A 15655-nucleotide genomic window follows, 5' to 3' on the forward strand; every position below is an offset into this window, starting at 1 on the left:
TGAATATTATTTTTTACTAAAAATTGGAGGAAAATTATGAAAAAATTACTAAGTATTTTATCTTCATTAGCTCTAGTTTGCCAAGGAGCAACAATTGTTGATGCATGTAAAAAGAAACAAGCAGCAAGTGCTGGTAATAGATCTGAAAATAAAGATCAATTACAAAAAATTCAAGATCAAACTATGTATGAAGAAAAAACAAAAATTGTAGTAGTTAGAGCAAAAGAACTTATAAATGACGCGCAAGTTAGTGCTGTTTCTAGTGATGAAAATTTATTAACAGCATCTATTACTAATTACAATAAAGAAAAAGGATTTTTTGAAGTTGAATTACTTGCAAAAAAAGAAGGACAAGCAAAAGTAACAGTTAAGTATGATAAAACAGAGCTTTCTTTTAATGTAAATGTTTTAAAAAGAAAATCAAATGAACCTAATTATGAAAATATAGAAAATTTAAAGTTACATAAGAGTTCAACATCTCCATTTTTTGTGAACTTTTCACATCCTGTGAAAGGTTCAAAATATGAAATTATAGCAGTTGATAAATCTCTTGTAGAATTAGATAGAAATACAGGAACAGATGAAAATGGAACTGGAGAAATTGAATTTTTAATTAAATGTATTGAAAAAGGAACAACTAAATTATTAATAAACTATGAAAATGTTCAGAGCGTAATTAATTTAGAAATAGAAGAAAAAGATGACCAACCAAACTTTGAATATATTCAAGACGAAGTTGTTGTTGTCAAAAAAACAATACATAAAAAAATAGTTGTTCATAATCCAAATGATTCTACTTTAAAAGCAAGTATTGGTGATCAATCTGGAATTACTGTGACTGTTGGAAGTGAAAATGTTGTTGATGGTGATAATTTTAAAATGTATGATTTAGAAATAAAAGGTGGAGATAATGCAACTGGAGATATTACTGTTACTTTAAGTTATGGAACTATTAATGCACATTTTAAAGTAAAAGTACAAAATGAACCAAAACTTTCAGTTGTTGGACAACCAATAGTTCATGAAGGAAGTTATAAAGAGTTTGAATTAAATGTTGAAAATAGAATTCAATATGCTCAAATTGATGTTGAAGTAATCAATAAAAATAATATTGATGCTTTTTCAATGAATGATTTTGATTTAGACACTACTAAAAGCTTAAAAATAATAGTTTATGGATTAAGCAAAACCGAGGAAGAATGTACAATAAATATTACTTATCACAAAGAATACAAAACTCAGATAAAAGTTAAAGTTGAAGCAAAAAAACAAGATCCGCCTGCAATTAGTGGAGTAAATGAAGGAGAAACTATAAATTTATCTAAAATGCAAGGTAGAGCAATTAGTATTTATATTGAAAATCCAATATCAACAGAAATGTTAACAACAGATTTTGATAATAATTTAAACAAGGATAAATTAAAAGTTACAATTCAAGGTGTTAAAGGTGATAGCCACTATACAGTGTTTTTAATTTCTGACAAAGCTACATTTAGTGGTAGTGATGCTTTAACTGTAACTTTAAAATATAGCAGTGCAAGTGATTTAAGTTTTAAAGTAGAAGTAGAATAACATAAAAATTTAAAGGAGAAAAACTATGAAAAAAATATTATTTTCTTTTTTAGTTTCTCTTATTATTTTATTTTATTTATCTAACCCACAATCAGTTTCAATGAGCTATAAAAAACTATCAACCCATAACAAAAAAGCAGAAGGACAAGAAGTACAAACTATTAACTTTAATGAAGCTGTGTGAGCAGGACAATCATTACAATATTTCATTTATAAACATTCAGATATTGAATCAAGTGCTTCTGCAAAAAAAACTTAAAAATAGTCTAATTGCTGTTTAATCTATAAAAGCAGATGCTCAATAACTTAGAAGTTTATCTTATTTATATGACATATACTTAGTCTCGATTGCTTTAATGTTTCAATATATGGAATGACAGAATATTAAGAGTTTTTTGCAGAAGCATATTCTAAATGACTTACAACTCCTGATAGAATAAAAAAACAAAGGTTGAGAAATACTAAATTATTATTTTTTAAATATATTTAAAAATTTAAAAAAATGAATACTCAAGATCAATAACTTGAAGAAAATGAAATACAATTAAGCAATTAATTGATGACGATTTTCAAAATAATAGCAATAAAGATAATTTAGTTTATAAAACAACTCTACAAAATAAAAGTAAAGATTTATAAGATCAAGATTTAATGTATAAAAATCAGTATTGAAGAATAAATAATTTTATTATAGATAAAAATGAAGGTATGGGTTTTGCTCCTGACCTTTTAATTGCTTCAAGATTAGCTTGAAGTTGACCATTTTTCTCAAAAACGTCAATATAAAAAACAAACTGAATATAAATTTAGTTACAAATTAAAAACTAATGATAAATATTGAAATGATGTTAATGGAACTTATAATAATATTTTAAGTACAAAAGAACTTGCTAAATTTAACAATAACTTGTATACAAAAGCAACAGCTGCTTCAATAGAATAATTCAATAATATAATTAAACAAAGAAATGATAAAAAATTTCAAACATTGGATCATTTAAATAAATATTATAAAGAAAAAACTAAAATTAGACTTTGTGGTTATTCAAATATTGATTTTGGTGGTGCCATAAATGATATGCAAAAGAATATAATTGATCAGATGAAAAAGTTAAAAGTTTTAAAGAGCAAGTTCTAAATTTATTAAATATAACAATCAATATTTCTAAATATGCTGATGAAGATTATTTTTTAAACTATTTTATAGGATTAATAATAACTCCTTACTACCCTTTTGTTAATACTTATGAAGGGAGTTATGGCATATGCTTAATATCAAATTGGTATAGTTTCAAGATGATTAAATACAACTGAGCATGATTATGTTGTTTATGTTGGTTATTCATTAAATCGATTTAAAGCCGAATAAGAAAACACTCATTATAAAAAACTTGATGAAGGAGTCCGAATATTTATACAACCATAAATCATGAATTTGGTCATATCTTAGATTCATTTTTAAGTCAAACTGTAGATACAGGAAATTGAATGAAAACAAATTTTGATAAAGAGTTACAAGATAATTATGATAGAACACTTTATACAGGTAAAATATTTGGAGTTTATTCAGCAAATCAAGGAAAAAAGTAGATCCTGAACCAAATCAGCCACAAGAACCTTCTGATCAGGGAAGAAATTAAAATTCTGGACAAGGTAATAAAGCTTATCGTAAACCTGAAGGAAATGAAAATTCTGGTAAAAATGATTCAGAAGTAAAAAGTGAGCCCCCTACAAAAAATAAATCTAAAAAAGCGCTAAATGAGTGATCCCCATTGCTATCGGGGTTACTTTCACGATTTTAATTTTAAGCGGGTGTACAGTTGGTGGAATATTTATTATAAAAGAAAAAGATAGATATTAATCAAAGAGTAAAGGAAAAAAATCAAAAATTATTTTTTGAGAAAATATTTTACTTTTTGGTTTTTTTTTGATATCTTATAATAGTTGGGATAATTTTTTATTTTTATAATATATAATCTATAATTAGTTTGATTTTTTTTTTAAAAAGTGGTTAAAATAATATTAGTAAGAAAGAGGACAACGTCATGGCAAAAGCAACTTTACACCAAAAAACTCATGTTGCAATTGATATAGGTACTAGCAAAACAAAAATTCATATAGAAAGAATTGGAATGGTTTTTAATGAGTCAACCATTCTAGCAATCGATTGAAAAACTAATAAAGTATTAGCTATTGGTGATTCAGCAAAAAAATTTGTTGGAAAACTTAGTGGTACTTTACAATTAAAATATCCAATGAAGCGTGGTGTAATTACAGATATGAACATGCTTAAAAAATTTTTGCTAACAATATTAAATAAATATGCAGCAGAAATAAAAGATTCTATTGTTACATTAGCATGTCCTACAAGCGTTACTGAGCTTGAAAGATCTTCTCTAATTAAATCAATTAAAGAACTTGGAGTATTTTATGTAAACGCAGAAGATGATGTTAAATTAGCTTTATACGGAGCAGGTGTAGACGTTTATAAAACAGTTGCTAACCTTTGTTTAGACTTAGGAGCAGGAAAATCTACAGCTGGTATTGTTGTGAGTGGAGAAACAATTCAATCAAAATGAACTAAAATTGCTGGAAATACAATTGATCAAGAAATTATTAAACAAATTAAAACCAAAGAACAAATGTTAGTTGGTGAAATTACAGCAGAACAAATTAAAAACACAGTTTGTACGTTAGTTAAAAGCAAAAATATGCTTAAGTTAACAGCATATGGTTATGATTTAAATTCTGGTTTACCTAAGGAATTTGAAATTAGTGAAAATGACGTATCAAAATTATTAATAGCTTCTTTTGGTAGCATAACAAGTATTGTTACAAATGTTTTAGAAGGTTCTCCAAATGAAATTGCAGGAGATGTTATTAGAAATGGTATTGTTGTTACTGGTGGACTTGCAAAAATACCAGGAATTAAATCATTCTTAGAAGACTTTTTTGAAATTCCTGTAAAAATAGCAAATAATTGTTTAACTGCTACCATTGATGGAGCTGTTAAACATAAGGATTTAACTATTCAAAAATATGAGCATGAAAAAAATCCATTAGATATCGTCTTTTAAAAATCATTGAAAGATGATTTTTTTATAAGAAAGTGTGATTATTGTGAAAAATGAAAAAATTTTAAGCCAAGATGAACATTTTAAAATGAACTATGATCGAATTTATTTTACTAAAAGTATAAGTTCATGTCCTCATAAATACATGAGTTTTGATTTTAATGATGGTAATTATAAATGCACAAACTGTTTTTATTCTTTTTATTTTAATAAAAAAGAAGCACAAAAACTTTTTGGAAAAAAAATATTAAAAAATTTTGATTTTGATAAAGCTTATAAACAATATTCAGATAATATCCTTGAAAAGAAAAGAAATGAAAAAATTTCCGAAAGTTTAAAAGATTTATACGAACTTTACTAATCTTTTGTTATAATTATAGAAATATTTGGCGCCTTTCATTATTGAAAGTTGCCTTTTTTTATGTTAAAATCTTACCAGATTATGTATCCTACATATAAATAGAGATATGTAATTCAGATAAAAATAAACAAATAATTACAGAAGTAAAGAAGGAGATTATAAATATGGCAAGCAAAAAACCTGCATTTGTCTCAATGGACTTAGGTACAGCAAATACTCTAGTTTATATTGCTGGACAAGGAATTGTTTACAACGAACCTTCAATCGTTGCATATCGTATTAAAGAAAACAGAATTGTAGCTGTTGGAGAAGAAGCTTACAAAATGATCGGTAAAGGAAACAAAACAATTAGAGTTGTTAGACCGATGGTTGATGGAGTTATTACAGATATTAGAGCAACAGAAGCTCAATTACGTTATATTTTTACAAAATTAAGAATTACAAAACAATTAAGACATTCAATTATGTTATTGGCATGTCCATCAGTTATTACTGAATTAGAAAAAACTGCTCTTAAAAAAATTGCAGTTAACTTAGGTGCAGACCAAGTTTTCGTTGAAGAAGAAGTTAAAATGGCCGCTTTAGGTGGAGGGGTAAACATTTATGCTCCAACAGGAAACCTAATCGTTGATATGGGTGGAGGAACTACTGATATTGCTGTATTAGCATCAGGAGATATCGTTCTTTCAAAATCAATTAAAGTTGCAGGAAACTACTTAAATGATGAATGTCAAAAATTCATTAGATCACAATATGGATTAGAAGTAGGATCAAAAACTGCTGAATCAATTAAAGTTAACGTTGGTTCATTATCAAAATACCCAGATGAAAGACGTATGAAAGTTTATGGACGTGACGTTGTTTCAGGATTACCAAGAGAAATTGAAATTACTCCAGAAGAAGTACGTGAGGTATTAAAAGTACCTGTTTCAAGAATTATTGACTTAACAGTTCAAGTGTTAGAAGATACTCCACCTGAATTAGCAGGAGATATCTTTAGAAATGGTATTACTATTTGTGGCGGTGGTGCTTTAATTAGAGGTATTGATAAATATTTCGCAGATACACTACAATTACCAACAAAAATTGGTGAACAACCATTGTTAGCCGTTATTAACGGAACTAAAAAATTCGAATCAGAAATTTGAGAAATCATTAAAGCTCAAAGAGCACATGAAGATATCATGAATAGATAATTATCTCTTTTATAGTTATATTTAAAAAACATAAAAGGAGGTTTTATTGATGTATATAGAGTCAAAAAGACCATTTATAAGTCTGGATTTAGGAACAAGTAATATTCTTGCTTATGTTTCTGGTCAAGGAGTTGTTTACAACCAACCTAGTATTATGGCTTATGATATTAATCAAAACAAGCTTATAGCAATAGGTCAAGACGCTTATGAAATGATAGGTAAAACAAATGACAACATTAGAATGGTAACTCCATTAGTTGATGGAGTTATAGCTGATTTAGATGCTGCAAAAGATCTTTTAGAACACATCTTTGAAAGATTAAAAATGATGAATTTTTGAAAAGACTCAGTTGTTGTTCTTGCTTGTCCTAGTGGAGTTACAGAATTAGAGCGTGATGCTTTAAAACTGATTGCTAAGGATATGGGTGCAGATCTTGTTGTTGTTGAAGAAGAAGTTAAAATGTCAGCTTTAGGAGCTGGTGTTAATATCGAACTTCCTTTAGGTCACTTAATTATTGACATTGGTGGAGGAACAACAGATATTGCTATAATATCAGCTGGAGATATTGTTTTATCAAAATCTATTAAAGTTGCGGGTAACTACTTCAATGAAGAAATATTAAAATATGTAAGGGCGGAGTATAATATTTCAGTTGGAATTAAAACTGCTGAAAATATCAAAAAAAATGTTGGTTCATTAGTAAAATATCCAAATGAACGCTCTATGCAGATTTATGGTAGAGATATTGTTTCGGGATTACCAAAAGAAGCTACAGTTAACTCTGAAGAAATCAGAAATATTCTTTTAGGGTGTTTTGGTAGAATCACAGACTTAGTTATCGAAGTAATGGAACAAACTCCACCTGAATTATCTGGTGATATTTTAAAACAAGGTATTATTTTATGTGGTGGTGGAGCATTAGTTAGAAATGCTGATAAGTATTTCCACGATATTTTTCAATTACCAACAAAGATTGCAGCAGATCCTTTAAATTGTGTTATTGAAGGAACTAAAGCTTATGAAAAAATAATACTAAAAAGAATTGAAGAGGGATTCTACAAAGGAACCCAAGAAACTTACCTTCAAACATTAAAAAAATAACCCCGGTGGGTTATTTTTTTATTTATTATCTTTTCTATCTTTAGCTTTTTTTGTTTTTGCTTGATTTATTTTTTTCAGTGATTTTTTTTCTTTATTTGTTTTTCTTACTTCAGCGTCGCGTTTGAAATTATCTATAAAGTTCATTTTAAATAATCCATCATTTAATTGATTTGGTAATAAGATGTTTAATAACACACCTACTATTGTAGCTATAAATAGTCCTGTAAACTTAAATCCAGAATTTCCTCATGAAATTTCAGTTCCAGTCACCCCTAACCCTACTCCTATTGCTAAAGTTATAGCTATTACAAAGATATTTTTAGCATTTCCAAAGTTTACTTTTCCTTCAACAAGAATTTTGATTCCATTTGAAGCAATCATACCAAATAAAACAACACCAATTCCTCCCATCACAGGTTTTGGTATCATGCTAATTAATTGATTAAATGGTGCTATAAAACTCAGAACTATTGCAAATATTGCTGCAAGTCCTATTGCTCAAACACTTGCTATTCTTGTCATGTTAACAACACTTGTGTTTTCAGCATAAGTTGCATTTGCTGGTCCTCCAACTGCACCTGCAAACATTATTGAAACTCCATCTGCAATTAATGTTCTATGAATACCTGGATTTGAAACAAAATCACGATTTGTTATTGATCCAATGTTTATGTGCTCACCTAAGTGTTCAGTCATAGTAATAATTGCAATTGGTACAATAGCAACTAATGCTGGTCCAATTTGATTTCCTTTTACATTTCAAATTGCTTTAAAACTTGGATATCATTGTCAATCTTTAACATTTGTAATTAAAGATGTGTCTAACAGACTTACTCCTTCTCCTTTTGCTGCATAATGTATAATTATTGCTAAAATATATCCTACAATTAAAGCAAGCAAAATTGGAATTGCTTTGAAAAATGTTTTCGCTTTCAAAACACAAATCGCAGCTACCACAATTGTTATGAATCCAAGTAGAATTGCTAATCATTGTGGATAAGATGTGTTGCTTGCTTCATCTCTTATTCATCCTTCGCTTGCATTATTTCATAATCCTATGTTTTGAAGTGCACTTGATATTGCACTCATCCCTATAATTATAATAATAGGCCCAGTAACTACAGGTGAAAATGCTTTTTTCACTCATGAAGAACCTGTTCAATAAATAATGAATCCCATAAGAACATATACAACTCCAACTACAAACACTCCTATAAATACAGCATTCCCTCAATCTTTAAATCCAAGACCAATTGTTGTCATATATGCAAAACTACTCCCTAAATATAAAGGCACTTTAGCAGATGTAAATGCAATATAAATTAAAGTTCCTACTCCTGAACAAAATAATGCCATTGAAATATTCATGACGTTTCCCCCGCCATTATTTGTTGAAATAGAATTCATAATCATTGGCACTAAAACTGTAGCCCCAAACATTGCAAATACGTGTTGGACTGATAATAAAATTCACTTACCTACATTTTTAGGTCTTTGATGCGGTTCTAAAATCAGTTCAACTTTGGTTAACTCTTGTTTATCATTATTGTTTAACTGTTCCATTTTTTCTCCTTATCTATTAACTTTAATTGTGACTTTGCAAAAAAAAAAAAAAATCAGTAGTTGAATAAATCAACTTCGAACAAATTTTTTTCTCAAAAATTATTATATAGCATATATTTTTTTATTTTAAAAAAATATATAATTTCTAAAAAGGGAGTAAGAATATGAAAAAATTACTTAGTTTTTTACAAATTGGAGTTTTAAGTACATCAATTTTGCCACTAGTTGGATGTGGAACTAATTTAGATAAGACTGCATCAAATAAGTTTGTAGATTATGTGCAAGAGCTACTTAAAGAAACTTATGATTCAGAACAAGATTTTAGAAAAATTTTAGTAGATAAGATCAAAGACTTTGAAAAAAAATATAATCTTGTAGTTTATACTGATAAAACTAGTAAACCAAAAAATAAAAATGATATTTTTTTTGATATGTATGTCGAAAGTGCGTATCATAGTTTAAACCAAAAAGAGTTAGAAATAAGAGTAACTGGAACAATTAAATACAATGGAGATTCTAGTTACACGTGAAGTCAAACTTCACAAAAGAAAAAATTTAAATTAAATACTAATTTATTAAACTGGAAAATAGACTCTGACTTAAGTAACAAAGATAATAATTTTGATAGTCAAAAAAGAAGCTCAATTAATTTTAAATCTGAACAAAAGGAAAATAACTCTCCTGTTGTAAAGTTTTTAAAAGGAAATGAAGTTATAAATTCTAATAAAAATAATAAATATGGTTCATCAGCAAATGGTTTTTCATATAACTTTAAATGAGAAGCACAAAGAGATGATGGTTTTGAACCTATTAGACAGATAAAGTTCGATTTTATAGGCTCAAAATTTGAGAACTTAGTTGACAACTTGCTAATTTTTTATATTGAAGATGGAGATTATCGTTGAATAAAAATAAACTTGCTTTAATAAATATAATTGCTTTATTAAAAATGAAAATGTATAATTAATATACAATAATTTTAAATTAGGAGGAAATATGAAAATAGAGGATCGTACATTTATCGCCCTAGACTTAGGGACAAGTAATATACTTGCTTTTGTTGGAAAACAAGGTATTGTATATGATGAACCATCAATCATGGCTTATGACACGCTTTCAAATGAATTAGTTGCTTTGGGACAAGAAGCATATGACATGTATGGAAAAACTCACGACAGCATTAGAATGATAGTTCCAATTAGAGACGGAGTTATAACAGACTTAGAAGCAGCAAAAGATATGCTTAAACACATTTTTTCAAGATTAAAAATGTTAAATGATTGAAAAAACTCAATTATTTTATTAGCTTGTCCAAGTGGAGTTACAGAACTTGAAAGAGAAGCTTTAAAACAAGTTGCATACGATATGGGAGCAGAAATTGTTCTTGTTGAAGAAGAAGTAAAAATGGCTGCATTGGGAGCAGGAATTAACATTGATATGCCAAAAGGACATGTTGTTATTGATATTGGTGGTGGAACTACTGATATTGCAATATTATCTGCAGGAGATGTAGTTATTTCTAGATCTGTTAAAGTTGCAGGAAACTATTTTGATGAAGAAATTAAAAAATACATTCGTTCAGAATATAATGTAACAATTGGAGATAGAACAGCTGAAAATGTTAAAAAAGAACTTGGTTCATTAGCAAAATACAAAGGTGAAAAAACTATGTCTGTTTTTGGTAGAGATATAGTTTCAGGATTACCAAAAGAAGCTATTATTAGTTCAGAAGAAATTAGAAACGTTTTAGTGAACTCATTTAGTGTAATCACAGATCTATTAATTGGATTAATGGAAAACACACCTCCTGAATTAGCTGGAGATATCATTACAAATGGATTTGTAATTTGTGGTGGTGGATCAAAAATTAGAGGAATTAAAGAATATTTCAATGGAATCTTCTCGGTTCCTTGTGCTTTATCACCAAACGCATTAACAGGTGTTGTTGAAGGAGCAAAAAACTTTCAAAAAGTTATTAATAGACGTCTTGAAGCAGGATACTATGGTAAAAATGCAAAAGATGTTAAAAAAGGAAGTCAAAGTAAATATATTTAATAAAACAAAAAGACCTTTTTAAAGGTCTTTTTGTTTTATATAACTAAGATATATTAAATACGTTTTTTGCATTTCTTGTTGTAATATCAATTACATCATGTTTGTTTAAATTTTTAATTTTTGCTATCTCATTAACTGTGTGAGTTATTTCTTTAGATGTATTTACTTTTCCTCTGTTTGGTACAGGAGTTAAATATGGAGCGTCTGTTTCAACAATTAAATTATTAAGAGATAGTTTTTTAACCGCATTTTGTAGTTCTGTTGCGTCTTTAAAAGTAATTACTCCAGGTATTGAAATATAATATCCTTTATCTACAAATTTTTTAGCTAAATCATATCCTCTTGTAAAACAATGAACAATGGCTCTTTTTATTTTCATTTTTTCTAATATTTTTAAAGCATCGTTGTATGCATCTTCTTTACCATCTTGATCTCTCAGGTGTAACATAACCGCTAAATCATTATCCAAAGCAATTTTGATTTGTTTTTTAAAAACTTCTTGTTGTACTTCGACATGTTCTTTTGAGTAAAAATAATCTAACCCAATTTCGCCAATTGCCACAACTTTATGCCCATGTGCTAATATTTCTATTTCTTCTAAATCTGTTTTATTAATTGTGTGCGCTTCATTTGGGTGAATCCCAACTGCTGCAAAAACTTCATCATATTTTAAAGCATATTTTGTTGCTTGTTTTGACGAAGGCACATCGTACCCCACACAGCAAAATCTATCTACTCCAACAAGTTTTGCTTCTTTTATCATTTCTTCTGTTGTGATACCTAATTCCTTATATCTTGGATCATTAAAATGTGTATGTGTATCAAATATTCTAGCCATTATGTCCCTACTTTCCTAAGCAATATTTTCTAAAAATATTGTCAATTACTTCTTCATCCATATCTATTATACCAAGTAAATTATTAATGATTTCTAAGGTTTTATACAAATCAACATTTACAATGTCAAAATCAAAACCTATTTCTAGGTTTTCGATGGATGTGTTTGTTAGATTTAGTGCTCGTTCTAAATTTGCAATACTTTCGATGCTTGTTAATATTGGCAAATCTGAATTCAATAAATCCTCGTTGTCTCACATTTCTTTTAGTCTATTTGTTAGATTTGTGATTTGGTTATTTATTGCACTTACAAAAATTATATTCTCATTAAGACTAAAAATGTTTTTAATTTGCTCTTTTGTTAATAAATCTTCTTTATTTACAACGATTATATAATTTTTATTTTTTATTTTATTTAAAATCTCTTTATTTATATTTTCATTATTTACAACAAACAAAATTAAATCAGCATAATCAATATTGTTAAGACTTTTTTGAATTCCTATTTTTTCTATCGGATCTTTAGTTTTTCTTATTCCCGCTGTATCGATTAAGTTTAAACTAAAGTTCTCAAAGTTAATTTGACCTTCAACAAAATCTCTTGTTGTACCTTCAATGTCCGTTACAATTGCTTTTTCTTCATTCAACAAAGCATTTAGCAAAGAAGATTTGCCAACATTAGGTTCTCCAATTATCAAAGTCTTAATTCCGTCATTAACTTTTATAGCTCTTTTACTATTTTCAATAATGTTTGTAAAACAATCTTTTATTTTTTTTAGAGTTATTAAAATTTCTTCAGGTGTTGATCCTTCAATATCATCATAATCGGGATAATCGATTGAAGTTTGGATTCTGCTTATAACATCAATGATTTGATCTTTTATTTTTAAAATTTTTTTATCTTTAATTCCACTAACTCCAAGCGCACTAATTTTTAAAGCTAATTCATTTTTAGACTCTATTAAATTATTGATTGATTCAGATTGCAATAAGTTAATCTTTCCGTTTAAAAAAGCTCTTTGAGAAAATTCTCCTTTTTGAGCCGCTCTTGCTCCATTTTTAATTAATAAATTTATTATTTTATTACAGACAAGAACTCCACCATGACAATTTATTTCTACAACATTTTCCCCTGTAAAAGACTTAGAATTTGCAAAAGTTATAAAAAGCGCTTCATCAATCATTTGATTATTATCATATATTTTTCTGAGTTGTTGAGCATTAGAAATATCCAAATCTTTTTTTAAAATTTTATTTACAATATTAAAAGCGTCTCTTCCAGATAATCTTATTATTGAGATTGCTTGCTTTGATACTTTAGTTGCTGGCGCAATAATTGTATCATCTAAAAATATTCTCATATACTCACCTCTTTGCCATTATATCAAAATAAAAAGGTAGATTATTTAGCTACCTTAAAAGATATTTTTATAATTTTACCAGCACTTGTATCAACTGATTTTCAAGTTATATTATTATAACCTAAAAAAACTTTATATAACTTTTCTCTTTTATTTTTTGAAATAGGAAGAGAAAACTGTGTTTCTTTAGTAGTTAAACAATTTCTTATTAGATTTTTTAGATATCTTTCATCTACAACACTGTTTCCTTTGTATAGTTGATAATAGTCTGCTAAAACTATATTAACTGTCATATTGAAACTATTTTTAATGATAAGATTTATTAATCTTTCAATTTTGTTTTTATCAACAATATTAATCGGTTTTTCACACCTTATAAAAACAAAATTGCTATTTGTTTTTTTGTTATAAGCAATTGCAAAAACTTTAATATTAAAACTCTCTTCAACTAGTTCTTTTAAAAACATAAAAATTTTACTTCTTATTGAATTTGATAAAAATAAAATCATTTCATTTGATTTATTTTTGTAAGCAAACTTAACTTGTTGTTTACGTTTTTCAAAGAAATGATAAAATTTTTTATTATTTATTTTTAGCAATGTTTTTTTCAATTTGTTTCACTTTTGTTGCTTTCAATCTTTCACGTTTTTTAAGAACTCTTTTAGATTTACTTTCTCGTAAATAATGAAACATAAGTGTTTGACTTATTTGTAGAGTTGAAGAGAAAATTCAATATATAGCGACCCCTGAAGCAACTGAACTGACGAAGAACACAAATACCGCAATGAAGATTAACTGGAATATTAACTGTTTTCTTTTTGCTTTTTTTTGTTGCTCTGATTGTGGTTGTTTTTTCTTTTTAACTGCATTTAAGATCATTGGCAAGAACATAGATAAAACTTGTAATGGTAAATAAACTGCAATTAATGATAAATAAACTCAATTCCCTGATTTGATCTGTGCTCAAGGTTGTTCAGTAAGTGTAATTGCTCCAACTGTTGCGATTTTCAATGCGTGAGTTGATCTAACAACTGAGAACATCGCAAATAAGAACGGCATTGATAAAAATGATGTAGCTATTGAACTTATTGGACTTATACCTTCTTTTTTATATAGAGCCATTAACTCCATTTGTTGTTTTTGTTTTGCTTGAGGATCATTTGATCCTTTATATTTTTGTTGAATTTCAGCTTGCTTACCCTGCATACCTGTCATTTTTTCTTGATTCATCTGCGTTTTCAATGTAAATGTCAAGATTATTAATCTAACAAAAATTGAGCTTAATAGAATTGAAAATATTACTGATATACCGTAATTACTTTTTGCAGGATCCAATATTCCATCTGTTGTTCCGGAGAACACTCTAATAAATGCCGTTAGCATTCACGCTAAAGGATAAACAAAAAATCCATAATATGGAGAAGAAGTCATTGTAAATGCTTCCGCTCAGTTTGTAATAACTTTATATTGGTACTCGTAAAATACTCCGTTTTTATCAGCTGTGAATCAGTGTGTTTTTGATCCATAATCACTTAAACTTTTAATAATGATTTCAAAAGCGACACCTGGAGCATATACTTTGTTTCCAGCCATATCCGAAACTTGGTTAACTGTATATCCGTTTGTGTTCATCTGAACACAACCATATAAAACCGAGAACATAATAAACACGAAAAGTATTAATTTTATATAACCTCAGACTCTTTTTAAAATGTCTTTTCTCGATGGCTTGCCTTTACCATTACTATTTAAGTACTTGGAATAATCTTGTTTGTACAAACCTTGCACCTCTCTTCTTTAACCAAAGTTTTTTAATAAGCTTTTTAGTTCATTAAAATTATACTCAAAGGTTTTTGTAATAAATTGGTTTCTCGCCATAATAACAATCTGTGCATCTTTAGTTTTTAAAGTTGGTAACAAATAATAAACCATGTTTCTGATTTGTCTTTTTACTTTATTTCTTACAACTGCATTTCCTATTCTTTTACCTACAGATATTCCATATTTAAAGTTATCTTGCTTTTCTTTACAGAAATATATTATAAAACTTCTTCCTTTTAAATAATTTTTTTTCCCTATAATTTTTTGAAAATGATGATTTTTTTTAACAATATTTTCATTTTTCATATTAAGCGCTTAGTTTAGTTCTACCTTTTGATCTTCTTGCTTTTATTATCTTACGACCATTTTTAGTAGCCATTCTAGCTCTAAAACCATGAGTTCTAGCATGCTTAATTTTACTTGGCTGTCATGTTCTTTTCATAGTTTATACCTCCTTTTAAACAAAACTTCATTTAAAATTATATATTATTTCTATACTATATTCCAAATAACTTTATATTTTCTTTGTTTATAGTGTGTTAATAAAAATGTGGATAATTTAATATGTGGATAACTTTTTTAAAACCTTTTAAAATCAAAGTTAATTTCGCAAAGTTATTAACATATAAATAACAAAAATATTTAAAAACAAACGAATTTGCTTTATTATTTGTTAATATTTTATAATATGTTTGTTTAAAAGGAGACCTGTT

At 27.5% G+C, this 15655-nt stretch carries 16 protein-coding genes; 9 read left to right on the top strand and 7 right to left on the bottom strand.

Annotation, left to right across the window (positions count from 1 at the left end):
• Positions 1 to 36 precede the first annotated feature (36 nt).
• The 7 genes from STABA_RS05745 (at position 37) to mreB (STABA_RS05770) (ending at position 7305) form a co-directional block, all read left to right on the top strand.
• Positions 37 to 1572, top strand: a complete 1536-nt coding sequence (locus tag STABA_RS05745) for a hypothetical protein (RefSeq protein ID WP_156007458.1) — start codon at positions 37 to 39, stop codon at positions 1570 to 1572.
• A 25-nt stretch (positions 1573 to 1597) separates the two neighbouring features.
• Complete coding sequence (locus STABA_RS05750; RefSeq protein ID WP_156007460.1) at positions 1598 to 1831, top strand: hypothetical protein; 234 nt, start codon at positions 1598 to 1600, stop codon at positions 1829 to 1831.
• Positions 1832 to 2223: 392 nt separating this feature from the next.
• A complete protein-coding gene (locus tag STABA_RS06035; protein WP_281349599.1) occupies positions 2224 to 2358 on the top strand; it encodes a hypothetical protein in 135 nt (44 codons plus the stop codon).
• 1259 nt (positions 2359 to 3617) lie between these two features.
• Positions 3618 to 4649: a rod shape-determining protein gene (locus STABA_RS05755; protein ID WP_156007462.1), complete on the top strand. Its 1032-nt coding sequence runs from the start codon at positions 3618 to 3620 to the stop codon at positions 4647 to 4649.
• A 43-nt stretch (positions 4650 to 4692) separates the two neighbouring features.
• Positions 4693 to 5007, top strand: coding sequence for a hypothetical protein (locus STABA_RS05760; RefSeq protein WP_156007464.1), 315 nt, complete (start codon positions 4693 to 4695; stop codon positions 5005 to 5007).
• Positions 5008 to 5171: 164 nt separating this feature from the next.
• The gene (gene mreB, locus STABA_RS05765; RefSeq protein ID WP_156007466.1) at positions 5172 to 6203 is read left to right on the top strand and encodes a rod shape-determining protein; all 1032 of its coding nucleotides are present in this window, start codon (positions 5172 to 5174) and stop codon (positions 6201 to 6203) included.
• Positions 6204 to 6252: 49 nt separating this feature from the next.
• Positions 6253 to 7305, top strand: a complete 1053-nt coding sequence (gene mreB, locus STABA_RS05770) for a rod shape-determining protein (protein ID WP_156007468.1) — start codon at positions 6253 to 6255, stop codon at positions 7303 to 7305.
• Between the two features lie 18 nt (positions 7306 to 7323).
• Here the strand turns inward: mreB (STABA_RS05770) and STABA_RS05775 are convergent, their stop codons facing one another.
• Positions 7324 to 8868, bottom strand: a complete 1545-nt coding sequence (locus tag STABA_RS05775; RefSeq protein ID WP_156007469.1) for a uracil-xanthine permease family protein — start codon at positions 8866 to 8868, stop codon at positions 7324 to 7326.
• A gap of 164 nt (positions 8869 to 9032) precedes the next feature.
• Here STABA_RS05775 and STABA_RS05780 point away from each other — a divergent pair, with 164 nt between their 5' ends.
• Together STABA_RS05780 and mreB (STABA_RS05785) are read left to right on the top strand one after the other, a co-directional pair.
• On the top strand, positions 9033 to 9794 hold the full coding sequence (locus STABA_RS05780; RefSeq protein WP_156007471.1) for a hypothetical protein: 762 nt from the start codon (positions 9033 to 9035) through the stop codon (positions 9792 to 9794).
• Positions 9795 to 9864: 70 nt separating this feature from the next.
• Entirely contained in the window at positions 9865 to 10923 is a 1059-nt protein-coding gene (gene mreB, locus STABA_RS05785) for a rod shape-determining protein (RefSeq protein ID WP_156007473.1), read from the top strand.
• A gap of 43 nt (positions 10924 to 10966) precedes the next feature.
• On the opposite strand, the gene STABA_RS05790 is transcribed toward mreB (STABA_RS05785), so the two are convergent.
• From STABA_RS05790 to rpmH, 6 genes are all read right to left on the bottom strand, one after another.
• On the bottom strand, positions 10967 to 11761 hold the full coding sequence (locus STABA_RS05790) for a TatD family hydrolase (RefSeq protein ID WP_156007475.1): 795 nt from the start codon (positions 11759 to 11761) through the stop codon (positions 10967 to 10969).
• Between the two features lie 7 nt (positions 11762 to 11768).
• The gene (mnmE, locus tag STABA_RS05795) at positions 11769 to 13115 is read right to left on the bottom strand and encodes a tRNA uridine-5-carboxymethylaminomethyl(34) synthesis GTPase MnmE (protein WP_156007541.1); all 1347 of its coding nucleotides are present in this window, start codon (positions 13113 to 13115) and stop codon (positions 11769 to 11771) included.
• A gap of 47 nt (positions 13116 to 13162) precedes the next feature.
• A complete protein-coding gene (locus STABA_RS05985; protein WP_156007477.1) occupies positions 13163 to 13732 on the bottom strand; it encodes a hypothetical protein in 570 nt (189 codons plus the stop codon).
• The gene (yidC, locus tag STABA_RS05990) at positions 13704 to 14753 is read right to left on the bottom strand and encodes a membrane protein insertase YidC (protein ID WP_425505168.1); all 1050 of its coding nucleotides are present in this window, start codon (positions 14751 to 14753) and stop codon (positions 13704 to 13706) included. The genes STABA_RS05985 and yidC overlap by 29 nt, the downstream gene beginning before the upstream one ends.
• Positions 14754 to 14918: 165 nt before the next feature.
• Positions 14919 to 15248: a ribonuclease P protein component gene (rnpA, locus tag STABA_RS05810; RefSeq protein ID WP_156007481.1), complete on the bottom strand. Its 330-nt coding sequence runs from the start codon at positions 15246 to 15248 to the stop codon at positions 14919 to 14921.
• Between the two features lies 1 nt (position 15249).
• Positions 15250 to 15384, bottom strand: a complete 135-nt coding sequence (rpmH, locus tag STABA_RS05815) for a 50S ribosomal protein L34 (RefSeq protein WP_156007484.1) — start codon at positions 15382 to 15384, stop codon at positions 15250 to 15252.
• Positions 15385 to 15655: the final 271 nt, after the last annotated feature.

The sequence above is a fragment of the Spiroplasma tabanidicola genome (assembly GCF_009730595.1).
In the GTDB taxonomy this organism is placed as follows: domain Bacteria; phylum Bacillota_I; class Bacilli_A; order Mycoplasmatales; family Mycoplasmataceae; genus Spiroplasma_A; species Spiroplasma_A tabanidicola.